At 71.0% G+C, this 24,339-nt stretch carries 18 protein-coding genes and 1 pseudogene; 10 read left to right on the top strand and 9 right to left on the bottom strand.

Annotated features, from left to right (window positions below):
- The 3 genes and pseudogenes from ACIOGX_RS28880 to ACIOGX_RS28870 form a co-directional block, all read left to right on the top strand.
- Positions 1-345 (top strand): annotated as a pseudogene (locus ACIOGX_RS28880) (2-oxoacid:ferredoxin oxidoreductase subunit beta); the annotation flags it as partial.
- Between the two features lie 287 nt (positions 346-632).
- Positions 633-884, top strand: a complete 252-nt coding sequence (locus ACIOGX_RS28875; RefSeq protein ID WP_401917541.1) for a DUF6400 family protein — start codon at positions 633-635, stop codon at positions 882-884.
- On the top strand, positions 868-1,110 hold the full coding sequence (locus ACIOGX_RS28870) for a hypothetical protein (RefSeq protein WP_383975146.1): 243 nt from the start codon (positions 868-870) through the stop codon (positions 1,108-1,110). The genes ACIOGX_RS28875 and ACIOGX_RS28870 overlap by 17 nt, the downstream gene beginning before the upstream one ends.
- Positions 1,111-1,124: 14 nt before the next feature.
- Here ACIOGX_RS28870 and ACIOGX_RS28865 read toward each other — a convergent pair whose 3' ends face one another.
- The 3 genes from ACIOGX_RS28865 to ACIOGX_RS28855 all read right to left on the bottom strand — a co-directional run bounded on the left by ACIOGX_RS28865 (position 1,125) and on the right by ACIOGX_RS28855 (position 3,371).
- Positions 1,125-1,727 carry a TetR/AcrR family transcriptional regulator gene (locus ACIOGX_RS28865; protein ID WP_387019711.1) on the bottom strand — a complete coding sequence of 201 codons (603 nt, stop codon included), beginning with the start codon at positions 1,725-1,727 and terminating at the stop codon, positions 1,125-1,127.
- A 133-nt stretch (positions 1,728-1,860) separates the two neighbouring features.
- Positions 1,861-2,607 carry an SDR family NAD(P)-dependent oxidoreductase gene (locus ACIOGX_RS28860; protein ID WP_401917538.1) on the bottom strand — a complete coding sequence of 249 codons (747 nt, stop codon included), beginning with the start codon at positions 2,605-2,607 and terminating at the stop codon, positions 1,861-1,863.
- Between the two features lie 341 nt (positions 2,608-2,948).
- Entirely contained in the window at positions 2,949-3,371 is a 423-nt protein-coding gene (locus ACIOGX_RS28855; protein ID WP_401917536.1) for a Rid family hydrolase, read from the bottom strand.
- Between the two features lie 93 nt (positions 3,372-3,464).
- Here ACIOGX_RS28855 and ACIOGX_RS28850 point away from each other — a divergent pair, with 93 nt between their 5' ends.
- Complete coding sequence (locus tag ACIOGX_RS28850; protein ID WP_383975158.1) at positions 3,465-3,965, top strand: MarR family winged helix-turn-helix transcriptional regulator; 501 nt, start codon at positions 3,465-3,467, stop codon at positions 3,963-3,965.
- 130 nt (positions 3,966-4,095) lie between these two features.
- Here ACIOGX_RS28850 and ACIOGX_RS28845 read toward each other — a convergent pair whose 3' ends face one another.
- The 3 genes from ACIOGX_RS28845 to ACIOGX_RS28835 all read right to left on the bottom strand — a co-directional run bounded on the left by ACIOGX_RS28845 (position 4,096) and on the right by ACIOGX_RS28835 (position 9,802).
- Entirely contained in the window at positions 4,096-7,371 is a 3,276-nt protein-coding gene (locus tag ACIOGX_RS28845; protein ID WP_401917534.1) for a S8 family peptidase, read from the bottom strand.
- Positions 7,372-7,753: 382 nt separating this feature from the next.
- A complete protein-coding gene (locus ACIOGX_RS28840) occupies positions 7,754-8,986 on the bottom strand; it encodes a serine hydrolase domain-containing protein (RefSeq protein ID WP_401917532.1) in 1,233 nt (410 codons plus the stop codon).
- Between the two features lie 165 nt (positions 8,987-9,151).
- On the bottom strand, positions 9,152-9,802 hold the full coding sequence (locus ACIOGX_RS28835) for a TetR/AcrR family transcriptional regulator (RefSeq protein WP_383975167.1): 651 nt from the start codon (positions 9,800-9,802) through the stop codon (positions 9,152-9,154).
- 166 nt (positions 9,803-9,968) lie between these two features.
- Here ACIOGX_RS28835 and ACIOGX_RS28830 point away from each other — a divergent pair, with 166 nt between their 5' ends.
- Positions 9,969-10,931, top strand: coding sequence for a zinc-dependent alcohol dehydrogenase family protein (locus ACIOGX_RS28830; protein WP_401917530.1), 963 nt, complete (start codon positions 9,969-9,971; stop codon positions 10,929-10,931).
- 318 nt (positions 10,932-11,249) lie between these two features.
- Here ACIOGX_RS28830 and ACIOGX_RS28825 read toward each other — a convergent pair whose 3' ends face one another.
- On the bottom strand, positions 11,250-11,654 hold the full coding sequence (locus tag ACIOGX_RS28825) for a nuclear transport factor 2 family protein (protein WP_401917528.1): 405 nt from the start codon (positions 11,652-11,654) through the stop codon (positions 11,250-11,252).
- A gap of 900 nt (positions 11,655-12,554) precedes the next feature.
- On the opposite strand from ACIOGX_RS28825, the gene ACIOGX_RS28820 reads away from it, so the two are divergent.
- From ACIOGX_RS28820 to ACIOGX_RS28810, 3 genes are all read left to right on the top strand, one after another.
- Positions 12,555-13,205, top strand: coding sequence for a thymidylate kinase (locus tag ACIOGX_RS28820; RefSeq protein WP_356515999.1), 651 nt, complete (start codon positions 12,555-12,557; stop codon positions 13,203-13,205).
- A gap of 191 nt (positions 13,206-13,396) precedes the next feature.
- Positions 13,397-15,922, top strand: coding sequence for an FAD/NAD(P)-binding protein (locus ACIOGX_RS28815; protein WP_401917526.1), 2,526 nt, complete (start codon positions 13,397-13,399; stop codon positions 15,920-15,922).
- Positions 15,923-16,021: 99 nt separating this feature from the next.
- On the top strand, positions 16,022-16,867 hold the full coding sequence (locus ACIOGX_RS28810) for a helix-turn-helix domain-containing protein (RefSeq protein ID WP_401917524.1): 846 nt from the start codon (positions 16,022-16,024) through the stop codon (positions 16,865-16,867).
- 27 nt (positions 16,868-16,894) lie between these two features.
- On the opposite strand, the gene ACIOGX_RS28805 is transcribed toward ACIOGX_RS28810, so the two are convergent.
- Complete coding sequence (locus ACIOGX_RS28805; RefSeq protein ID WP_384774658.1) at positions 16,895-18,172, bottom strand: alpha-L-fucosidase; 1,278 nt, start codon at positions 18,170-18,172, stop codon at positions 16,895-16,897.
- Between the two features lie 256 nt (positions 18,173-18,428).
- On the opposite strand from ACIOGX_RS28805, the gene ACIOGX_RS28800 reads away from it, so the two are divergent.
- Positions 18,429-19,070: a hypothetical protein gene (locus tag ACIOGX_RS28800; protein ID WP_401769175.1), complete on the top strand. Its 642-nt coding sequence runs from the start codon at positions 18,429-18,431 to the stop codon at positions 19,068-19,070.
- A gap of 25 nt (positions 19,071-19,095) precedes the next feature.
- On the opposite strand, the gene uppS is transcribed toward ACIOGX_RS28800, so the two are convergent.
- On the bottom strand, positions 19,096-20,715 hold the full coding sequence (gene uppS / locus ACIOGX_RS28795) for a polyprenyl diphosphate synthase (protein WP_401917521.1): 1,620 nt from the start codon (positions 20,713-20,715) through the stop codon (positions 19,096-19,098).
- Positions 20,716-21,300: 585 nt separating this feature from the next.
- Between uppS and ACIOGX_RS28790 the strand changes: the two genes are divergently transcribed.
- The gene (locus tag ACIOGX_RS28790) at positions 21,301-24,273 is read left to right on the top strand and encodes an AfsR/SARP family transcriptional regulator (RefSeq protein WP_401917519.1); all 2,973 of its coding nucleotides are present in this window, start codon (positions 21,301-21,303) and stop codon (positions 24,271-24,273) included.
- Positions 24,274-24,339 lie beyond the last annotated feature (66 nt).

Here is a 24,339-nt window from a genome sequence, read left to right as displayed (position 1 = left end):
CTCGAACACGGACAGCCCATCCGCTTCGGCATCGACGGCCAGAAAGGCGTGGTCCGCGACCCCGCCACCGGCGACCTCCACGTCGTCACCGTCACCCCCGACAACCAATCACGGATCCTCATCCACGACGCACACGCGACCAGCCCCACCACCGCCTTCGCACTCTCCCGCCTCGCCGACCCCGACACCCTCCACCACACCCCCATCGGGGTCTTCCGGTCAGTGGACCGGCCCGTCTACGACACGCTCATGTCCGACCAGCTCGACACGGCGATCCAGCGGAACGGCGGGGGCGATCTCGCCACGCTCCTCAGCGGGAATGACACCTGGACCGTCAGCGACTGATCAAGGACCGGCTCGGGACACCCACATCGAGAGCCGGACATCGACCGGACCGGACCGCCGAGCGGTGCGTGAAGTGCGTCACAACACACTGAGCGGACCTCGACCGCCGTTCGCGGACCCGCGTCGGCAACGGCCCACCCCTGGTGGCCGATCCGAGGGCGCGCCTTCGACGGTCCGGCCGCTGCGCGGTCCCGGGCCGTCCCGCACTGACTTAGGCTGCCCTTCCCTGTCGCCGGGGTCGGGTGGTAGTGGTGGTGGGGTTCTGCCCATACTTCGGAAGTCTCGCCATGAACCAGGACAACGCCACGGGCCTCATCCCCTTCACGATCGACCTGACTCTTGAGGAAGCCCGTCGACGGGCCGAGGTCATGGCCGCGCTCGGGACCGACTGGGATCCGGTGGCCGTCCTCCGCGGCGAGGACGAGGCGTACGCGCTCCTCTACTCGGGTCTGGACGCCGAGCAGCAGCGCACCTACGACCTGCTGGTGGCGGCCGGCGTCCTGCCGGGGGAGGGGCCGGGCCGTGCGGCTGCCCATTGACCCGCAGGCCGACCTCGCCCGCCGCGCCTGGGTGGCCTGCCCCGTCTGCGACGACGCCCGCCACTGCGCGACCTGCGCGGATCGCCGCAACTGCGCTGCCCACTGGCGCTTTCTGATCTCCAACAGCGGGCCGGTCGTCCACCTTCAGTGCCCGCGGTGCACCCACATGTGGTCACTGAACACCCGGCCGGGAGTCACCCGCCGTGACGACGGCACCCCTTCCTGACGAGACGAGCCCCGCTACCCGGCGGAGACCGTATCCGCGTCCTTGACCGCCGCGTCGAACAGCATGGCGGCCGCCGCGCGAGCGGTTGTCGCCGCCGACGGATCGCGGTCCATCCGCGCCGAAACCCCGGCGCCGTCGTACAGAAGGTGCAGCTGCCGCGCCAGACCTTCGAAGTCGGCGACGCCGGCCTCCCGGGCCAAGTCCGTGAACAGCGTCCTCACCCACTGCCGGTACCGGTCCGCGGCACACTCGACCGGACTGCCGGACTGCGCCTCCGCGCTGGCCATGATGTGCGCACAGCCGTTGAAGCCGGGCTCGGTGAACAGCTGGCCCTGCGCGTCGAAGACCCCCAGCAGGCGCTCACGCGGCGTCCGGAACCGGGTCAGTGTGCGCTCGATCTGCGCGCGGGTCTCGGCGTGGCGGGCGTCCAGGTATGCCCGTACCAGTTCCTCTTTGCTGCCGAACAGGTTGTACAGCGATGCCTTGGCCACACCGGCCGTCTGCACGATGCGGTCGATGCCCACGGTCTGCACGCCTTCGCGGTAGAACAGGTCGTCGGCGGCGGCCAGCAGACGATCACGCGCGGACGGCTTCGAGCCGTTGACCTTGCCGGGCATGGGTCTTTCCTTTGTTCAGACTGATCGGTTCAGTCTACCGCTCCGTTCAGAGGCTCCGATGGCTCCCACACTGGCTTCACAAGGCTGGACAGACCTGTCTGCCTGGTGAGTCCGGCGGCGGTTCCTGTGGCGATCAGGCGACTGTCATACCGCCGTCGACGTTGAGGATGTGGCCGGTGATGAACGAGGCGTCTTCCGATGCGATGAACACGATCGCGTCGGCGAGGTCTTCCGAGAGGCCGAGGCGGCCGAGCGGAACCCGCGCCACCATGTCCGCCATGTTCTCCGGCGTGCCGGTGAAGCGGTCCAGCATGCCGGTGTCCGTGGGGCCGGGGGCCACGGCGTTGACCCGGATTCCCGACGCGGCGACCTCCAGCGCCACCGACTTGGTGAGGCCTTCGACGGCGTGCTTGCTGCCGACGTAGACGGAGGCCCCTGCCCCGCCCTCGTGCCCGTAGGTCGAGGAGATGTTGACGATGCTGCCGCTGCCCTGCTCCCGCATGGCGCGGACTTCGTGCTTCATGCTGAGGATGACGCCGAGGACGTTCGTTTCGAACGTCTCGTTGTAGGTCTCCGCGGTCTGGTCGGTGATCGGACCGGGCCGGCCTTCGGTGCCGGCGTTGTTCACCGCGACATCGAGACGGCCGAACCGCCTGACGGCCTCGTCGACCATGGCGCGGACGTCGTCCTCGTGGCGGACGTCGGTGTTGATGAACTCGGCCTCCGAGCCGAGGGCGCGCAGTTCCTCCGTGAGTGTCTTGCCGGCCTCATCGCGCCGGCCGGCGACGACCACGTTCGCGCTCTTCTCGGCGAAGGCGACAGCGGCGGCGCGGCCGATGCCGGTGAGTGCTCCGGTTATCAGAATGACTGGCTTGTCCATGAGCTTGGCTCCTGTACACGCGGTACGAGTCCCTACGCGGAACGCGTCCCTATGCCGGGGGTGACGGCGCCGGGGCCGCGGGCCGCGGCGGCTCCTGTCGCCGGGGCCGGGCGTGTCTCGGGCACGGTCACCCCCTCCTTCTGCTTGTCCTTCTGCTTGATTAGACCGGTCTGTCTTATTCCACTATCCAGTGAAACAGGGCTATATGGTCGCGTCAAACCGGCGCGGCTCACTCGGCTCATGGACTGCTGTCCGGTGCGGGGAGAGGATGGTGTGCCGCTGACCGTGACGCGCGGTAGACAGACCGGTCTAACCAAAGTGGGGAGGGGTGGCGGTCCGAGTCAGTCGTCGTGGCCGATGACGGCCGTGACGCGAACCTCGACGCGCATCTTCGGGGCGCCCAGGGCCGACACGCCGATCTCGGTCCAGATCGGGGAGCGATCGCCCATCCGCTCGCGGAGCTGGTCCACCATGACGCGGTTGTGGACCTCTCCGATGAAGTCGGCGGACTCGGGTACGTGGTAGGAGTCCACGGCGACGACGTCACGCCATGTGGCGCCGGCCGAGGCGAGGGTCCGCTCGACGTTCTCGAATGCCTGGACGATCTCGTCCTCCAGGGCCTCGGGGAAGTTCCAGTCGTCGTCCCACCCTCCCTGGCCTGAGGTCTCGACGCGGTCGCCGATGCGAACCGCCTGGTTGTAGTGCATGGTGGCCAACTGTGTCTCGCCGTATCCGGGCGTGGCGAAGAACTCCGGCTTGCTCATGGTGTGTTGCCCCTCTCTTGACTTCACGCGTGAAGTGAACGTAACACGCTTCACTTCACACGTGAAGTCACAGCTGTTCGGTAGGGTGTCGTCATGGCCGCCCCCGCGAACCCGAACCCCGGCGAGGACGCCTCCCATGACGCGCTGTGGCTCACCGCGCACGAGAAGGAGGCGTGGACCGGACTGGTCTCGCTGGTCCTGCTTCTGCCGGGGCGGCTGGAGTCGCCGCTACAGCACGGGGCCGGCCTGACTCTCTTCGAGTACTTGACCCTCAGCCATATCTCGGAGGCCCCGGAGCGCCGCATACGGATGAGCGACCTGGCCTACCTCGCCAGCGGCTCCCTCTCGCGCCTGTCCAACGTCGTCAAGCGGTTCGAGCAGCGGGGCTGGGTGGAGCGTTCGCCCGACCCCGACGACGGCCGGTACACCGTCGCCGCCCTCACCGACGCCGGCTACGACATGGTCGTCGCCGCCGCGCCCACCCATGTGCGCTCGGTCCGGCAGTACGTGCTCGACCCGCTCACCGCCGCCGACCAGCAGGCGCTCGCCCGGATCGCCGCCAAGCTGCGGGTGCGGCCCGACGACCTGGCCTAGGGCGTGTTGTGCAAGTCCCGCCTGGCCCGCGACGCCCGGCACGCACGCTCGCCGGTCGCGTCGGTGTGGTTCGGCTCGATGAACCGACGCCCGCACGGCCGTGTGGGACCTGCCGTGCGGGCGCGGAGGGTCACTTCGTACGGTAGGCGTCGATGATCGTCTGGGAGAAGGTGTCACCGTTCCGGTCCGTGACGTCGGCCCGGAGGGAGACCGAGCCGCCGGCGGCCGGGTTGTCCACCCGCACCGCGCCCTTGTGCGTGACGAGCCGGCTCCACTTCTTGCCGCCGTCGTAGGAGACGGACACCTTCGGCGACGCGAGGTCGCGGCCGGCGGCCGATCCCTGGACGGTGACCGGCACCGACTGCCTGACACCGGCGGCGGCCGTGGAGTCCGGGCCGAGTGCCGGGGCGTAGCGGACCACGCTCGTCGGGACGGCGACGGCCTTCGCCGTGCGGGACGAGGTGAACTCGGCCTGCCAGGTGACGGTCGTGCTGACCGACGCGACGCCGGACGCGGCCCGGCCCACGGTGGTCACCAGGCGGTAGCGCGCCTTGTCCGCGGGCAGTTGGAAGGCTGCGGCGTCCAGGACGTCGTCGGCGGTCGCGTACTTCCGGCCGTTGCGGTAGAGCGTGGTGGACGCGGATTCCGCGTCGTACACGCTTCCGCCGCTGTGGCCCGCGCCGTCGGCGAAGGGCGTGATCGTGCCGGTCAGTGTGTCGCCGTCCCGGACCAGTCCCCGGCCCTCGGCGAGCGCCGGACCGAACACCCCGGTGTTGACGGTCTCGGTGTAGTGGTCGCCTCCGCGGTACGTTCTGGCGGGAATCCTGTACTCGGCCAGGACCGTGGGTGAGTCGGCCGTGAGCTGCTGGGAGTACTCGCCCCAGCGGTAGCCTCCCTGGAGGTATACCGTCCTCGTGTTCGGCAGGTCGGAGTAGAAGCCGACGGCCCCCGCGGGGATGTCCGGTGCGGTGGTCCAGTTCAGTCCCAGGGCCCCGGTGACCGACGCGCCCTGCCGTACGGTCAGCCTGGCCAGGTCCGCCGACGTCGTGTGCTGCGTGTGGCCGGTGTAGAAGGCGTCTTTGAGGGTGTCCGCGAGGTGGTATTCGCTGTCGCCGTTGGACCAGTGCGACAGGAAGTACGAGGTGAGTTCGCCGGGCGGCACCGGGTCACCGATCTGGGCGGTGCGGGTGTCGGCCAGGTTCGTCCCCAGCCCGAGCACGTTGGTCGTCTCCGTTCCGTGCGCCTTCACCGTGTTGATCATGAAGGACGAGTACCCCTTGGCGTCCGGGTCCGGCGATGACACGTCGATCGGCTTCGCCCGCCGGGCGTCGATCTCGATGGTCATGTCGCGGTCGACCGTCAGCTTCGGGGAGACGAGGTAGTCCAGGCCCAGCCCGCCGGTGCCGCCCCTCGTGAAGGTCTTGCCGACGACCGTGTAGTCACCGGCGGGCACGCGCACCGTGCTCGTGCCGTCGTCCCCCCTGACCAACTGGTAGGTGTCGTTGCCGATACCGGTCAGCGTGGCGGCCCAGTCGAGGTAGCCGGGAGTCGAGCCGTCGCGGCCGGTGGCTTTGAAGGTGAGGTCGTACGACTCCGCCGCGCGGTCGAGCCCCCCGACGCTGCGGACGGTCTGGCCGCCGCCGGTCGCGGTGACCGTGAGGCTGAAGGCGCCCCAGATGTCACCGCCGATACGGGTGTCCGCCGTGACGACGACGGCGGAGGTGCCACCGGCCGGGACGGTGACCTGCTGGGCGCCGAGGGTGAACAGCCCCTCGGGGGCGGCGGCTCCCGCCGGGCCGGTGCCCACGACGGACAGGCCGAGCGTCACCGCCTGGTCGCCGTCGTTCCGGTAGGTGATCGTCCTGGTCATCGGCTCGTCGTCGGTGTGCGGCCAGAGCACGCGGCCGAAGTTCAGCGAGACGGGCTCCGTGACGACGGTCTGCTGCGTCGCCCTGGTCAGGTCGATCCGGCCGCTGCCCTGCTCGTACGCGCTGTACGCGCCGGGTTGGGCGGAACCGGCCAGCGCGGACTTGATCCGCGGACCGGTCCAGTCCGGATGCCGCTGGGCGAGCAGGGCCGCCGCGCCCGCGACATGCGGAGTGGCCATGGAGGTGCCGCTCATCGTCACGTACCCGGGGGCGGGATGCGGGTACCCCGGCAGGGTCCCCACGGCCGACGCCGCCGTGATGTCCACGCCGGGCGCGGTCACATCGGGCTTGACGCCCCCGTCCTCCAGACGCGGGCCCCGGGAGGAGAAGGACGCGAGCGCGTCCTTCTTGTCGACGGCGCCCACGGTCAGCGCGGACTCGGCGACGCCGGGGGAGCCGATGGTGGTGTCCCCGGGGCCGGAGTTGCCCGCGGCCACGACGAACAGCGCGCGGTCGGACAGGGCGTCGACGGCTTCCTCCAGCGGGTCGACGCCCAGCGAGTCCGTGGCGCCGAGGGACATGTTCACGATGTCGGCGCCCTGTTCGACCGCCCACTCCATGCCCGCGATGATCTCGGAGTCGAGGCCGGAACCGGCGGAGTTGAGCACCTTGCCGATGATCAGGTCGGCACCCGGCGCCACGCCCTTGTAGGTGCCGCCGGACGCCGCGCCGGTCCCCGCCGCGGTGGAGGCCACGTGCGTGCCGTGCCCGTGGTGGTCCTGGACGTCCGCCTCGGCCGTGAAGTTGCGCTGGGCGACGACCTTGCCGCCCACGTCGGCGTGGCCGGTGTCGATGCCGGTGTCGAGGACGGCGATCTTCACCCCCGTCCCGTCGTACCCCGCTTTCCACACGTCCGGAGCGCCGATCTGCGGCACGCTCACGTCCAGGGAGGCCGTCGCCACGCCGTCGAGCCGGATGGAGGCCACGCCCGGCGCCAGTTCGCTGACTCCGGCGGAGGTGTCGGTGAGCGAGGACCACGCCCCGGCCGCCTCCTTCGGACGCAGGACGAGCGCCTCGCCGTCCACCGCGTCGAGATCCCGGACGGACGTGCTGGTCCGCGCGTGCAGTCGCGTCCGGGCGGCCGGGTTCGCCGCGGCGTACTCGACGATCACCGGCGTCCCGCCGTCCGCCAGGTCGTCGTACTCGGGACGGTTCAACTCGGCCGCGTCGAACAGCGACAGGTCGAGGCGCCCGGCCGCGATCAGCGGTTCGACGTCCGAGGGGATCACATAGCTGTGCCCGCCGGTCTCACTGATCTGGACGGGTATCGAGGCCCGGCCCTTGGCGGGCGCCATCCCGACAACGTTGCCATCCTTGTCCAACAGCACCTGATCGCCGGTGATCAGGACGACTTTCCGGGCCGCGTCCGCCGCGGTCGCCCCGCCCGACGCTGTCGCCGCTGTCGTCGTCCGCCCGCTGTCCGCGGCGGCCGACGGGGCGTTGGTGAGCCCCGCTGTCATGCCCGCCACGAGTGTCACGGCCGCGGCCACCGCGACCGCGCCAGGTCTGATACGTCTTCTTCTCGGCACTATCGCCCCTGTCTACAGGCTCTCTGGGCTTGGGGTATCAACAGATGATCGATCAACACGCGGGCGACAGCTTGTCCGTGATGAAGAGATCATGTCAATGGCGCGTGTGGGGTGGGGCGACCGACGGCGGGGCGGCCAACTGCGGCGCCGCGTAGCTCAGTTGGCCGCGCGCATGCCCCGTACGCGCGCGCCCGGGGTCCCTGGGTGACGCGCCTCGGTGGACGGTGGCGGGCGGGCGGCCGTCGACCCGGCCCTGTCGCTTCCGCCGCGCCATGCGGCGCCGGTCCGCCTGATCACACGTCGGCAGATGCCGCGACCGCCCCGCCCGGCCTCAGGCCGCCGAGCCTCCGGTGCCCGGGTTGTCGCGGGTGAGCAGGTCGGCGATCCGAGCGATCATCTGGCTCTCCGCGCCGTCGCGCGCGGTCGTCGGGTGATACGCGAGCACGAAGCGGCGTCGCTGGTCACGCGTGGAGAACGCGGCGTTCTTGTAGCCGTACTTCTCGCCGGTCTTGCCCCAGAGGGTGATGCCGTTGACGACCGCCCGCTGGAGCCCGGTGCTGTACCGGGCCGGGCTGCCGTCCAGCATCCGCACGTCGTTCGGCGGCAGGGTGAACATCAGCCGGAGCAGTTCAGGTGGAAGCGGCTCGCCGGAGAAGAGCGCGGTGAGCATCCGGTCGACATCGCGCGTGGTGGAGATCATGTCGCCCTCGCCCCGGACGGACGACTGGTCGTACACGGTGATGTCCCGGAGACCGCCGTCGGACATGGCCAGGTAGCCGTGCACGTGCCGGCCGTGGATGCGCGGGTCGTCGCCCGGCACGACGGTGTGCGCCAGGCCCAGCGGGCGCAGAAGGCGGACCGCGACGGCCTCCCCGTACGGGCGGCCGGTGACCTGGTCGATGACCAGCGCGGCCAGTACGTAGTTGATGCCGCGATACTCCTGCCGGGTGCCCGGGGCGAACTTCAGCGGCCCGTGTGCCGCCGTCGCCACCCACTCCCGCGGCGTCCAGTGGTCGAAGCGGTGGCGGAACACCTCCTCCGCGGTCTCCGGTTCCGGGATGCCGACATGGTCGGGTAACCCGCTGGTGTGGTTCAGCAGGTGCGCCACGGTGACGGACGAGAAGCGGTCCGGCAACAGCCCCGGCAGGACCCGCCGTACGGGCGTGTCCAGTGCGATCCGGCCCTCCGCCACCAGCTGTAGCGCCACCGTGGCGACGAAGATCTTGGTGATGCTGCCGACCCGGAACTTCTCGTGCGCCGTCACCGGACGTTGTGTCCTGATGTCGGCGACGCCCGAGGTGCCGTGCCAGTGGCCGGCTGTGCCACCGACTCGGAGCTGGGCCGCGGTCGACGGCGGATGCTCAAGGTCGTCGATCGCCGCCCGCAGAGCACCAGGGTCCAGCGGTGGGAGCGGTGGGAGCGGTGGGAGCGGAGGGTGCGGAGGGTGCGGTACGGGCGAGGCGGTGGCGTGGTGCGCGGGCAGCGCCACACCGACGGCCAGCGCGGCCGTTCCCGACAGGGCGGTTCTCGCGAAGGCCCTTCGTGACATGCGCGTTGAGATCATGTCCCACACGCTGTCAGCGGGCACGCGCCCGCGTATCGGGGGAGCTACGGAGCGATCCCTGATCTCACCCCGACCCGCCCCGCACACGCGAGGAGCGTCGACACCTCGCGTCCCGCTGAACCAGCCGGGTCGGCAGGGGTCCTGGCGGACCTCCTGGTGCGGGGGTTACGGCGTGCTGGGGGAGTAGGAGTACACGCGCCGCAGGCGGGGAGCCGGCGGCATGGGCGCGGACGCGTCCGTCGCCGGAACGGCGTGGAATGCCTCGATGACGTAGGCGGCGAAGCGGCGGGAGGCCGTGAGCCGGGCTGTACGCGGCACGTCCTGGACGCCGCGGTGGGCCATGAGCATCAGGATCAGGTCGTCGACGACGAAGCCGGAGCGCATCCGGCCGGTCTTCTGGGCACGGCGGGCCAACTCGTCGACCGCGCGCAGAATGGGCTCTCGGTCGGCGGCGAAGTCCGCGGCCTCGGGGAAAGCCGTCATGAAGGCGTCGGCGAATCCCCGGCTGTGGGCGTGGAGTTCGCAGATCCGCTCGACCAGGCTCTGGAATCCGTGCCACGGGTCCGGGTCCGCGAGGGCGTCGCGGACGACGCCGTGGCAGGCTCGCCGCTGCTCGGCGAAGGTCTCCACGATCAGGGCCCGCTTGGTCGGGAAGTGCCGGTACAGCGTGGCGGGGCCGACGTCCGCGTGCCGGGCGATCTCCCGCATGGGCGCGCTCAGGCCCTCCTCGCCGAATACCGCGCGGGCGGCGTCCAGGATCCGGGCACGGTTGTCGCGGGCGTCGGAGCGCACGGTGTGAGGCAAATGGTCGGTCATGGCTTCTCACTTTAGCCAAACGGACGGGTGCGTCCCTTACGGTCCGATGACGGTGATGCCGCCCCGTACCGGCACTGCGCTGGTGGTGCCTCGGCTGTGGGGTTCGGCTCACCGCACACGGCCGTCGCGGCTGTGCACCGTCGTTCCACCAACCCCAGGAGCCAAGATGAAAGCCGTCGTGATCAGGACGTTCGGGGACCCGGACGGCCTGGAGGTGGTCGACCTGCCCGCGCCCGTCCCCGCACCGGGGCAGGTGCGGATCGCCACGGAGGCGATCGGCGTGGGCGGTGTCGACGCCGTGATCCGCCGGGGAGCGCTCGCCGCCTACGGCTTCCGGGAGGGCCATCTCCTCGGCAGCGAGGTCGCGGGACGCGTCACCGCGGTGGGCGAGGGCGTGGACGCCTCGTGGACAGGGCGGCGGGTGTGGGCGTTCACCGGCCTGTCCGGTGGCTACGCCGAACAGGCCGTCTCCGCGGTCGAGGACATCCTTCCGCTGCCCGACGGCCTGACCGGCGCCGACGCGGTGGCTCTCGGCGGCTCCGGCGTGGTCGCCCACTTCGCCCTGGACCGCGCCCGTTTCCTGCCCGGCGAGACGGTCCTCGTGCGCGGTGCGGCGGGCAGCATCGGGATCACGGCGGTCCAGCTGGCGGCCAGGGGCGGCGCGGGCGCGGTGGCGGTCACCACATCCTCGGCGGAGCGCGGCGCCCGCCTGCGCGACCTGGGCGCGACCCATGTCCTCGACCGCTCCGGCGAGGACGGCTCGGACACGCCACAAGGCTTCGACGTGGTGATCGATGTCGTGGGGGGTCCCCAACTGCCCCTTTTCCTGGACAGGCTGAACTCCAACGGGCGGTTCGTGGCCGTCGGCGTGGTCGGTGGGCAGCCACCGGCGGACTTCGGCATGCGACTGATGGACGCGTTCCGCAGGTCGTTGTCGTTCGCCACCTTCAGCTCCGACACCGTGCCGGGCCCCGACAGGCAGGCGGTGCGGTCGTCGCAGTTCGCCGCTGCCGTACAGGGAGAGCTGCGCGCGGTCGTGCACGAGGTGCTGCCGCTCGACCAGGCGGCGCTCGCCCACCACCGGATGGACGCGGGCGAGGTCTTCGGCAGGATCGTGCTGACCCCCTGAGCCAGGCAGGGACAGTGTTCGCGGCCCGGGGGTAGGGGCATGGGCTCGGCGGCGTGACCACCACATGAGGAATCAGTGGCGCCGGTCGGCGGGTGGGGGCGAAACCGGGCGCGCGCGCCGCGTGCGACGACGTGTACGGGGTGCGGTGTGCCGGCACTGATCGGTTACGGCCGCTCGCTCGCCGACGCCAGCCGGGCGCAGCGAGCGGTGCCGGTTCCCGAGTGGATAGCCGAGGTGCGGACCCCGCGGCACGCTGGCGACGGCCGGGCCGGGATACCCGTGACGATCGCCGCGCCGAGCCGAATGAGAATGAGCGGATCAGGCCCTGGCGATACTCCTGCCCGGCATCGGCTCCGCGAGTTCCGTTCTCCATTCAGGCGCACCGAAGGTGTCCGCGAAGTACTGCGTCTCGTGGACCACATGCCCATGGGCGAATTCCATCATGCTCACCGAGTAGGTGGGCACCCCGTCGTACGTGATGACACACTCGCTCATCCACAGATCCCCGCCGCCCACGATCCGGCGGACGGTGAAGTGCCGACTGGCGGGATGCCCGCCACGCTGCGCCGAAATCGTCGCGCGGCCCCGGAATCGTTCACCAGACTGGGGATAGTCGAGAATCGCGTCCGCGGCGTAGATGGCGTGCTCCGCTTCGGTATCCCCGCGTTCCGAGGCCCGCCAGTGTTCCTCGAGCGCGGCCCTGGTCCGGATATCAGGATCCATCGCATTGTCCCTTCTACAGGAGGACGAATCGATCGCACGAGGCCGAGCGGTATCTTCTACGCTCCTTGGCCTCGGTTTTTCGTGACGATCCCGACGGCATGTCTGACGATCCGTCACGAAAGACCGAGGATAACCACGGCGCTCGGGGAGCGCATAGGCGCCGCAGAGAAGCCTTGTTTGATGGGATTGTATGTCTTTGCTCGCTGTCAGCCTTCCAGGCCACCAACTCCACGGCACGGGGCCCGGGAGTACCCGACCTTCGCCCGGCCGCTTCGCCCCTGCTCCCGAAACACCACCGAACCACCACCGCCAGGGCCTGTTCCTGTCGATCGTCGCGCGCCCACGATGATCGACAGAAGCAGGCCCTCACGGCATCTCCGAGCTCGCCTCGCGAGCACCTGCCGAGGCGAACATGCGCGGTGTCAATGCTCATGTGTGACGAGCGATCAGAAACGCCCGACAGCCCGTGGTCAGCGCGCGGGGAGCAGCACCGACGGCCGCGGCACACCGTTGCTGACCTGCGGGAAAAGGATCCAGGCTCTGCGCACCTACCCTGATCGGCCGCATCCACACCGCGACTTCACGAAATAGCTCAGGAACGTTCACGACTGTTGTCGCCGGACGAACGCGCATAGATTCCACGGCGACCTGGGAGTGCTCTCGGCCCCTCGACCAGCCCCCGCGGACGACGCCGTCGCCGCTTCAGCGGCCGGTGGCCGGTGCGCCCCATCAGACGACGTGACCTTGAGAACGGATTGTCAGACACATGCCCCACGAGTTCGAGGCCGTCGGCACCCCATCGAGATCGGACATATCGATGAACTCACCCTGGGACAGCCGTTTCGGGGCGCCGACGCCTCGGCACGTCGACCTCGGGGAGCCGAGCCGGGGCGGTGCCGCGTGATCGTCTCGCTGGTGGGCTCCGACGGCGCCGGTAAGTCGACCGTTTCCCGGCTCGCCACCGAGCGCCTGTCCGCCGCCGGTACGAGGGTCGAGCGGGTGGACCGATGGGACATCATCGACAACGCCGCCTACCCCGCGACCCTGTTCATGAGGCCCGACGTGCTCAACACCCGGCTCTGTGCCGCGGAGATGCCGAGCACCTCCCGGTTCCTCTTCCTGATGTGGTCCATCACCCACGCACTCCTGGGCCGTACGCCGGAGGCGGTGCGGCCGGACCAGGTCACACTGCTCGACGGATACTGGATGAAACACGCCGCCGGTGAGATCGTCTACGGCCTGGACAGTGCGTGGGTCGAAGGCGTCGTCTCCGGCCTCCCCCGCTCCGAACAGGTCATCTACCTGCGGCTCGACCCCCATCGGGCCTGGGAGCGGAAGGTCGGGCGTGACGTCGTCCCGTACGAGTGCGGTATGGACCCGGAATGCTCGCGGGACAGCTTCCTGACCCACCAGAGCCGCATACTCGGGGTGCTCGACGGCTGGGCCGAGCGGTTCGGATGGCTGACCGTCGATGCCGGGGAACCTCTCGACGATGTGGTCGGCCGGGTCGTCTCCACCGTGTCCGCGCCGTCCACGACGGAACAGCGGTGAACGCGCCGGCGGGGCCCCGCCCTCCGTCCTGACGGGAGCCCGTCGGCACCGCGACCACCTCGCCAGGCGCGGTGCCGACGCATCGGTATCCGTTTGCTTCCGCCTTCCGCGTTGTCCGGCGGGGACGTCTGACAGGACGTCCGGCCGCGGCGAACCGGAAGGCACCACTACCCATCAAGGAGACCCACCGCATGCGTTCCAACCGACTCGCCATCGTCGGCGCCGGCCCCAGCTGCACCTATGTGCTGGACCGGCTCGCCGCGGTGGCGAAGGCGGCGGCCGGGCCGGTGCCTCTCGATATCCACATCTTCGACCGGGCGGGGCGGTTCGGCGCCGGGCAGGTCCACAGCCCCGACCAGCCGGTCACCAGCGTCCTCAACCGGATCGCCGGGCAAGTGGCGTTCGCGGCCGACGAGAGCGTCGTCGCCGCCGGACCGCTGCTGCCCCGGGAGGACCGCCCCACCCTGCACGAATGGTGCCGCGCCAAGTACGAGGAGACCGGCGACCCCGTCTTCGACCTGGTTGCCGAGGACTCGCCCAAGCGTTACGTCCACGGCCTGGCCCTCGCCGACCGGTTCCGGCGGTACGTCGGGATGCTGAGGGAAGTGCCCGGTGTGCGGGTCCAGTTGCATCAGGAGGAGGTGACCGACCTGGAGGAGCTGCCGGACGGCACGCTCCGGGTTGTCGGCGGCGACGGCGAGCCCGTCATCGACACCGGTCACGTCCTCTTGCTGACCGGGCACTCGTCCAACGACCCGGCCCGCTACCCCCGGCAGGCCCAATGGTCCCGGTTCGCCGAGAGCCACCAGGCCGTCTTCGTCCCCTCCGTCTATCCGCTGGAGAACGCCTTCGCGCCCGGCCAGGCCGGTCCCGGCACCACCGTCGGCTGCGCCGGTATGGGGCTCACCGGCATCGACGTCATCCTGCACCTGACCGAGGGCAGGGGCGGAGTCTTCACCGAGCGGCCGGACGGCACCCTGGCGTACCAGGCGTCCGGGCGGGAACCCGACTCCATCGTCATGTTCAGCCGTTCCGCGTTGTTCACCTTCACCCGCCCGTTCAACGCCAAGGAGCGCGACACCGGGAAACTGGAACACCGGGGCGTCTTCCTCACCGAGGACGCGGTGCACCGGCTGCGCCGGTCCGTGGGCCGGCCCGTCACCATCGGCGGCCGAGAGCAGCGGCAGCTCGACTTCCGTGATCACGTCTTCCCCGTCATAGCCCTGGAAATGGCCCAGTTGTACTACGCCACCCTGCTCGGTGACGACATCGGCCGCCGTCTCGAGGCGGCGGCCCGGCCCGGGTACGAGGCGTTCCTCACGGACGGCGGCCGCGGCGCCGCGTCGGACACCTCCGTACAGCGCCTCCTCGCCCCGCTGGAAGCCATCGTCGACCGAGTGGCGGAGACGCTCGACGCGGTCCTGTCCGGCGAGCTCGGACTCACCGAGGCCAAGGAGCGCGACCCGGACGCGGAGGCGGCGCTGCGCCGTGTCCTGGAGGTGATCTTCGGCCCCGAGCAGGCCGGTGCCATCGCCGCCCGGTTCGACGACCCCGTGGGATTCGCGGACGCCGTCGCGGCCGGAACGTCCCCGTGGCGCCACCCGAAGAGCGTCGCCGGCCAGCGCTTCTCCTGGGATCGTTTGATCCGTCCGATCGACCGGGGTTCCTTCGCCACGCCCGAGGAGTACCGGGCGGCGATGCTCGACTTCCTGGACCTCGACCGCCGTTGGGCCGTCCAGGGCAACCTGTCCAATCCGGCGAAGGCGGCGGCCGACGGCGTCTGGCGCGACCTGCGGTACGTCATCGCCGCCGCCGTCGACTTCGGCGGACTGCACGCCGCGTCGCACCGTGACTTCCTCGATGTCTTCACGCGTCACCTGAACCGGCTGTGCAACGGGTCCGCGCTCGAGGTCATGGAGAAGGTCCGCGCCCTGATCCGGCACGGCATCGTCGATGTGTCGGCCGGCCCGGAGGCCGACGTGACGCCGGACGAGCGGAGCGGACGCTTCGTCGTGCGCGGTGGCATCACCGGCGCCGTGCTGCCCGTCGACGTCCTGGTCGACTCCCGCGTCCATCCCTTCGACGCCAAGAACGACGTCCTGCCGCTCTACCCGAACCTGCTGAAGCGCGGGCTCGTCCGCACCTGGTGCAACCCCGGAACCGACGGGCCGGACTTCGCCCCCGGCGGCCTCGACCTGACCGAGGACTTCCACCCGGTGCGCGGCGACGGCGAGGTGGAGAAGCGGATCACACTGCTCGGCTGGCCGAGCGAGGGCGTCATGTTCTTCCAGTACGGCGCGCTGCGCCCGAACCAGAACCACCACATCATGCGGGACATCCTGTGCTGGACGCGGGAGTTCTGGGAACACACCGCCACCGGAACCGAGACGACCCACCCGGACGACACCACCTGGCCTCGCGTGGAACGACTACGGCACTGGCTGGACGCGAACGCCAACCCGGAGCTGACGGGGGACGTACGGCTGTGGCGCGTACTCAAGATCAGCGAGGAGGTCGGCGAGGTCGCCGAGGCGATGCACGGCGCGACAGGGGCCAACCCGCGCAAGGGTGCGTCGCACACCTGGGACGACGTCCACAAGGAGCTGTGCGATGTCGTCGTGGCGAGCATGATCGCGCTCGCCACCTGCACCCCTGACCCCGCGAAGCTGCTCGACGAACGGCTCCAGCACCTTGTCGACCGCGTGACGTCGTCCTGACCGGACTCCCGGCATGCCGTTGACCCGCGCGGAGGGCGATGACGCCCGCGTCCTGTCCGTGTGCGACCCGGTTCGGAGGACCGCTGGTACGTTTTCACCATGAGCGGCTACGGTCAGCGGAGTCCGGACGGGCAGCTCCAGGGGAGTCCGGGTGGGCAGGTCCGGGGAAGTCCGGGCGGGCAGGTCACACTCTGCCTGGACTCGCCCCCACGCCTGGTGGATCTCGGTGTGGGTATCCATGGCGTCAGCTCGGACCGTGATGTGTTCGTCCTGCCCGGTCTGTGGCAACTGCATCTGTACCGGTACGCGGCCGATCTCACCGTCGATGGGGTGCCGTACGCCGTACGGCCGGGCCGGGTGAGTCTCGTACCACCCGGCTCACCGGTCGAGTTCCGCTACCGGGGGCGCTCGGAGCATCTCTACGCGCACTTCGAACTCGCCGATGAGGGCGAGCGGTTGTGCGTTCCGGTCATGCAGGACGCCGGTGCCGGGGCGCCCGCGCTCAACAGCCGGCTGTCCCAGGCCGTCGCCGCGGCGACGCACAGCCCGGTGCGCGCGGTGCCGGAGCTGTGGTCGGCGCTGTGGCAGGTGGCCCTGCTCGGGCGGCGGCCCGGTACGGATCAGCCGCACGCGTCGGTCGCCGCCGCTGTGGCGTACATCGAGTCCCGGCTCCATGAGCCGCTGACCGTCCCGGAGGTGGCGCGTTCCGCGAACGTCTCGCACAACCATCTGCTCCGGCTGTTCCGGGCGGATCTGGACAGCACGGTGGTCGCGTATGTCCGGCGCCGCAGAATGGACCGGGCACGACATCTGCTGACGGAGTCGACGCTGTCGATCCCGGCCATCGCGGCGGCCGTGGGGATGCCGGACCTCCAGGCCTTCAACAAGGCGTGCCGGCGTGAGCTGCGCGCCTCGCCGCGAGCTGTCCGTGCCGGTGCGGCGTGACGCGTCCGCCGCACCGGCACGGGCGTGTCAGGTACGGCCGGAGCCCTGGTAGAGGTCCAGTTCGCCGTCCAGCTCGACGGCGAGGACGGTGGCCTGCTCGTCCAGGTCGGCGGCGCGCGGCGCGTCGATCCACAGCACACCGGGTACGTCGTGCAGCCCGCCGACGACACGGTGGTCCAGCTCCGCACCCGTACCGAGAACACGGACGCGGCGCACGGCGTTGCGCACTCCCCGTACCGCCACCGACTCACGGGGGATGTCGAGGCAGACGAGATAGAGGGTGCGGCGGTCCGCCGACAGTGTGCTGGGACCGTAGTGGTGCCCGGCGGGCAGTCCGGCCACCGTTCCGTACACCGCCCGGGAGTGCCGGCCGATCCAGGCGCCGAGCCCTTCGAGCCGCTCCGCCTGCTCCGCCGGAATCGTGCCGTCCTCCCGCGGACCGACCCCGAGCAGCAGATTCCCGCCCATGCCGATCGTCTCGGTGAAGTAGCGCACCAACTGCCCCACCGATTTGTGCCGGTGGTCGTCACGCTGGAAGCCCCAGGAGTCATTGACCGTCAGACACAGCTCCCACGGTCCGTCCGGCGGGACGATGGGGACGCCCTGCTCGGGGGTCGCGTAGTCCCCGTAACCGAGCATGCGGGCGTTGAGCACCGTCTCGGGGGCGAGCGAGAGAATCAGCTCGGAGAGCCGACGCATCCGCCACTGCGTCTCGCTGCGCTCCCACTCCCCGTCGAACCACAGCAGGTCCGGCCGGTAGCGGCCGACGAGTTCACCGACCTGGGCGTCGCGGTACGCGAGAAAGCGCGCCCACGCGTCGAGGTCCTCGGCCCCGTCCGCGGGAGCCACGAACCGGTTGGTGTTCAGCTCCTCCATTCCCTGGCCCGGGTCCGCGTGCGGCACGCTCGCGTAGTCGGGGTGATTCCAGTCCGAGTGCGAGTAGTACAGCCCGACCTTGAGACCGTGCTCGCGCAGGGCATCGGTGTATCCGGCGACGAGATCACGCCCCGCGGGGGTGTGCGCGGGCACGTTCAGCCCGGCTTGGGCGGTGTCCCAGAGGGCCACACCGTCATGGTGACGGGCGGTCAGTACGGCGTATCTCGCGCCCGCCCGTACGAACAGTTCCGCCCAGGACCTCGGGTCGTAGCGGGAGGCGGTGAAGCCGTCGAGCTGCCGCATATAGCGCTCGTGGGGCACCTGGCCCGTATAGAACGACCAGGACTCGGGCACTCCGTCCACGGCGTAGATGCCGTAGTGGATGAAGATGCCCAGCTTCGCGTCGGAGAACCACGGTTGCATCGGCATGCGGACGACGCTAGAGCGGACCGTCCGGTTCGCGCGTTGTCCGCGGCCACCCTTACTGGTCGATTCTCACCATCCGTCGGCCGGCGGTCCTGGAAGCGGGACGGCGGCGGCGTTCGAGGTCGCGTACACCCGGTGATACGGCCCGTCCCCCTTCCGGGTGTTACCCGGGGGGATTCGGGGTCCGGAAATCCGGCCGGGCGCATGCTTTCCCTCCGGTCGCGTACCGCGGCCCTGAGGAAGGATGGTGGGCACGCCGATGAGCACGAATCGTCGAACCGTTCTGGGTGCGGCTTTGGCCGCGCCGTTGCTGGCCCAGCTCACGGGGACGGCGTCCGCTGCCGCGGACGAGAAGTGGGGCACGATCTCCGAGGGCTGGGTCGAGGTCCGGTGGACCGGGGAGGTACAGGCGGAGCTGGACCGGCTGGGAGCCGTGATCGAGGCCGTGGCGCCGGCCGAGCTGGTCAGGGACTCCGGCGGCTCCGCGGTGCGGTTCCCCGTCCGGTCGGGCAAGGGCGACCCCTCGCCGAAGAGCCCGCCGAAGGCCGAGGGGGACGGTGTCCTCGACGGGGGTATCGCGGTGCGCACGCCCACGGGGCGCGCCCGGGTCGTCAACCTGCGGGGTGTTCTGAGGGACGGGCTGGCGTCGGGGGAGTGCCAGGTCAACGGCCTCGACGTCGGGCACCGCTCGGTGTTCCGGTGTGCCGTGTCCGAGGGACTGCTGACCACCTCCGATGTGCCGGTGGGCCGGCCGCTGAGGGTCAGGATCGACGGGGTGCCGCTGCACCCGACCCCCGAGGCGCTGGAGGTGTACACCGCCACCTTCGGCGCACCCGCGTTCACCGCTGACACGGTGCTGGCACGGGTGACCGCGGAGGGCGTGTACACCCCGCCGACGTAGTGCCGCCCGGGGGGCCGGCTCCGGCTCAGGGAGCCGGGGCCGGCCCCACCGGCCGGGCGGGACCGGGAAGGGTGCCTCCGAAGCGGCGCTGGCGGCCGGCGTACGTGGCGAGCGCCTCCCGCAGCCGCGCCAGGCCGAAGTCGGGCCAGGGGGTCGGATCGAAGACCAGCTCGGCGTAGGCGAGGTGCCAGGGCAGGAAGTTGCTGACGCGCTGCTCACCGGACGTACGGATCAGCAGATCGACGTCGGGAAGGCCGGGCGCGTACATGTTCCTGGCCAGGTCGGCGGGGCCGATGTCCTCGGGCCGGATCGTCCCCGCGACCGCCTCGGCGGCCAGCGCGCGGGCGGCGTCGGTCAGTTCGTCCCGCCCGCCGTAGTCGACGCACAGGGTCAGCGACAGCACATCGTTGTTCGACGTCAGGCTCTCCACCAGCGTCAGGGCGGAGGCGAGTGACGTATCGATACGGTCCCGCCGTCCGCACCAGCGCACCCGTACGCCCAGTTCGTGCAGCCACTCGGTGCCGCGGGCGATCCCGTCGGCCAGTGTGTCGAACAGGGCGGCCAGTTCCTCCTGGGATCGGTCCCAGTTCTCGGTGGAGAACGCGTAGATGCTCAAGTGCCGGACTCCGAGCCGCAGGGCGGCGTTGACCAGCCGCATCGCGGCCTGCCCGCCCGCCTGATGGCCCCGCGAGACCGGCAGGGACTGCCGGGTGGCCCACCGCCGGTTGCCGTCCATGATCACCGCTACATGGCCCGGCACCCCATCCGCCACCGGCCACGCCGGGCGGCGCCGCGCCGCCCCGGTCGACGTCAGTGGTTCCATTCCGTCGACGAAGACCCGGGACTTGCGGAGCGCGACCTCGTCGAACTGCATCCACGCGCCCAGGAGCACCGTGTGCAGGAACGGCTCGTACGCGGGGCTCACCAGCCCGGCCACCGGCATCGCCCGCTCCAGCAGGTCACGCCACCGTCCGAGCTGGATGTCCACCAACTCGTCCAGTGCCTCGCGCCGTTCACCGCTCCGGAGGTCGCCGACCTCCAGCCCCAGCCGCCGCAGATCGGCGCGCGGCAGATAGCACCGCCCGGCGGCGAGGTCGACCGGCAGGTCCTCGAAGTTGTCCACCAACTGGCACACCTCGCCCAAAAGCGAGGCCGACACCAACGCCTGTGGCCCGCTCACATCCAGCAGTGACATCCACATCACGTTGGTCGTCCCCGAGATTCCCCGCAGATAGCGCCGCTGTTCCGCGAACGTCTCGAAGACGGGAGGGGCGGCACAGTCGGCCCGGATGGTGTCGAGGAACTCCTCGACCAGCGCGTGGTCGATCTCCCACCGCCGCACCGTGTCCACGAACGCCCGCCGCAGCGGATGCGCGCTGCGCCCGGTGCGCAGGTCCTCCAGAGTCCCGGAACGCCACCGGGTGAACCGTTCCGCGCGTACCCGCCGCGTTCCGCCCTCATCCGCGATGCGGTCGCTGCGCACCGTGAAGGCGTTCACGGCCAGGACGTGGGGACGGATCGCGGCGGGCAGCACCTCGGCCGCCTTCCACATCGGCGTCAGGAACTGCCTGATCTCCGCCGCGCACAGCTCGTAGGACGCCCGCGTTTCTGGCGCATCGACGAACGGTTCCTCGTTGCCCGGCATTCTCCGTACCTCCCCTTCGACCGCGCCGCCGTGACGAGACGATGCCCCCGGCGGCGACGCGTCCTCCGGCGGCGCCCCCTCACCGACCCATGTCCGGGCGCCGTCACGTCACTAACGACACGTCGGCCGCCCGGTGTTGGTCCGGACGGCACAGCACGGGTCTCGTCACCTCGTTCATCGCGATCGGTGTCGAGCGCCTCGCCGAGCCCGGCGTCCTCGTCGAGATCGAAGCGGTCGCGGTGCGCCGAGTCACCGCGTCGGCCGAGGGCTGCCCGTGCGCCCCCCGGCCGACCCCGCGTACCAGCATGCGGACAAGGCCCGGAGCCATCCCGCGGCGTTGCCGGTGCGCCCCCGGGCCTCTTGGGACACCGGCGCCCGGAGGCATTCGTCCAGACACGTCCTGACCCGCACCCGTTCCCCCAACCGGCCTGCCCCCGACGGCCGTTCGCGTCGTGCTCGACACCCCTCCCCGGTCGCAGGAGTCGGTGGACTGCTTTCTCCGTTGCGGCGGAAGGCTGATCCCTGCGGGAAGAGCCCCGCCCCGAGAGGGAGCAGAGGGGTGGTCAGGCCGTGGAGTTGCGCCGTGTGGAATTCAGGGTGCTGGGGCCGGTCGAAGCCGTTGGCGTCAGTGAGATGCTTCCGCTCGGCGGACCCAAGCCGCGCACTCTCCTGGCGGCTCTCCTGCTGGACATGAACACCGCGGTCACCGCCGACCGGCTCTGCGAGGTGTTGTGGGCCGGGAGCCCACCGGCGTCCGCGCATGCGAACGTCCGCAGCTACGCCGCCGGTCTGCGCAGGGTGCTCAACGCGGCCTCCGGCGGTGACCGGCTCAGCCACGGTCGCCAGGGGTACCGTCTCCGGGCTCGGCCGGACGAACTGGATCTGAGGCTCTTCGACGACCTCGCCGCGCGCGGCCGGGCCGCCATGGCCCAAGGTGATCACCGCTCGGCAGCCGAGCGCCTGCGCGCGGCTCTGGCGTTGTGGCGAGGTGCCGCCTTCGACGGTGTGCCGCATCACTCCGCGCTGCACGTGGAGGCGTCGAGGCTGGAGGAGTCCCGGATCTCCGTCTTCGAGGACCACGCGGTGGCCCGCATCGCGCTGGGTGAGTACGAGGAACTGGTCCCGGAGCTGCGCGCGCAGACAGCGGCGCACCCGCTGCGCGAGCGACTGTGGGGTCTGCTGATCACCGCTCAATACCATTGCGGACGTGCGGGAGACGCGCTGCACTCCTACGCTCGGGCCCGTCGTACGCTCCGGGACGAACTCGGACTCGATCCCGGAACCGAACTGCGGCGGCTGCACCAGGCCGTACTCGCCCGCGACCTCTCCCCGGTGAAAGGACCGCCGCCGCGCTCCAACCCCGTCCGCCGACTGGACCCGCCGGCCCCTGACCCCGCCCATCCGGCCCCTGACCCCGCTCATCCGGGCGCGAGACCGAGGTCCGCGGGAGCGTGGCCGATCTGCCAACTGCCCACGCTCATAGCGGACTTCGTCGGGCGCGAGAAGCTGCTCACCCTTGCGGCCACGCTGTTGGCCCCCTCGAACGCCCGGAGGCCGCCGACGGTGGTACCGGTGGTGATCCTGACCGGTCTGCCCGGCGTGGGCAAGACCGCCGCGGCCACCCACCTCGCCCACCGGCTCCGTGGCACCTTCCCCGACGGCCAGCTCTACGTCCAGCTCGACAGTGCGCGCGGACCACGCCGTACATCCGCCGCCGTCCTCGCGGATCTGCTGCTCAGCATCGGCGTGCCCGGATCGGCGATACCCGCGGCCGAGTCCCAGCGGGCCGCACTGTTCCGGTCGAAGCTCGCGGACCGGCGCGTGCTGGTCGTCCTGGACGACGTCATGGACACCTCCCAGGTCCAGTACCTGCTGCCCGGGGGCGGCGGCTGTGCCGTCCTGATCACCAGCCGGGCGCGGCTCGCCGCCATTCCCGGCGCGCACCTGCTCGACGTGGAACCGCTGGACGACACCGACGGGCGCACCCTGCTCGACCGAATCGCCGGAACGCGGCGCTTCGCCACCGAGCCGGAGGCGACGGAGCACCTCCTCGTCGGATGCGCCGGTCTTCCTCTGGCGCTCAGGGTGGCGGGCGCCCGGCTGGCCGGGAGCCCGCACCGACCGGTGCGCTGGCTGGCCGAGCGGCTGGCCGACGAACAGCGCCGGCTCGGTGAGTTGCGCGCCGGCGACCTCGCCATGCGTGCCTGTGTCGCCACCGCGTATCACGGGCTGGCCCCGGACGCGGCCCGCGTGTTCCGCGCTCTCGGGCTGATCCCCACAGGCGAGTTCCCGTCCTGGATACCCGCGGTCATCATGTCCGGTGTGGCCGGGGACGAGGAACCGGACGACAGTGTGGACGACATCCTGGACGCCCTGATCCACGCCAACCTCATCCGGGCCCACCACGTCGATCCGGAGGGCCGGCCCCGCTACCGTATCCACGATCTGCTGCGCGCCTACGCCGCGGAACGCGCCGCCGAGGAAGAGTCCCCGGCGCGCCGGCGGGAGATCGTCGGACGTGTACTGGACGGCTGGCTGCACCGGGTCCCCGCCGCGAGGGAGCGGTTGCTCCGCACCGGAGCGGACGCGGCCACCGCCTGGCTGGAATACGAGCGCCCCAGTCTCGCGGCCACCGTGGAGTACGCCGCGCGCTCCGGCCACGGCGAGCAGGCGAGCGAACTCGTCGCGGCCCTGGACGACATATGCCACCAGTGCAGCTGGTTGGACGACTGGGAGCGTATGGCGCGGGCCGTGCTGGAGCGGGCGTCGGCCGAAGGCGACCGCAGGCGTATCGCGATGGCCCAGGGCTCGCTGGCCCGCGCCGGCGTCGGGCGCGGCCGGGCGCACGAGGCGATGCGCTGGTTCGTCTCCGCCATCGCGCAGTTGGACGAGCTGGGGGAGCGGCGTCAGGCCGCGTACCTCCGTGTCCACAGCAGCTTCGCGATCGCGGACCGGGGCATGACCGAGGACGCCTACACCGACGCCTCGGCGGCCGTCGCCGTGCTGAGCGAGCTGGGTGACCTGCGGGGCACGGTGCTGGCGTTGCGCAGTCTGGGCTCGGTGCTGTTCCAGCAGCGCCGCGAGGCCGAGGCGGCACGGGTGCTGGAGAGGGCGCTCGAAGCGGCGGAGCGGCTGCGGCAGCCGCTGGCCCTTGCCGATGCCCTGCAGGCGCTGGCCGTGACCGAGATCATGCTCGGCCGCTACGCCGCGGCAGCCCGTCACCTGGACCGGGCGCTGATCCACTACCGCGGGGTGCGGCACCGCCCCGGCGAGGCGTACGCGCACTACACGATCGGGCGATTACGGCTGGCCCAGGCCCCGGAGCGGGCCGACGAGGCGTTCGGCCCGCTGACACAGGCCGCGGAGATGTTCGCCGAGCTGGGTGAGCGCCGCGGGGAGGCGCTCACCGCCTTCATGCGGGGCCGCGCGTACGCCGCCCTCGGCGACCGGGAGCGCGCACGGGGCAGCTTCGGCGCGGCGCTGTCCGGGTTCCGCGCGCTGCGCATGCCCGACTGGGAGACACGCACCCGGCACGAACTCGGCGCCTTCGGCGGCTGATCCCGCCGAGGCAGCCGCAGCCTGCCGTGACGGCCGGTACCGAAATGGCTTTGTGCGTTCCGTGTG

The organism is Streptomyces sp. NPDC088147, assembly GCF_044741565.1.
GTDB lineage: Bacteria > Actinomycetota > Actinomycetes > Streptomycetales > Streptomycetaceae > Streptomyces.
Note: the sequence above shows the minus strand (reverse complement) of the source record. Positions and strands in the feature narration are given on the sequence as shown.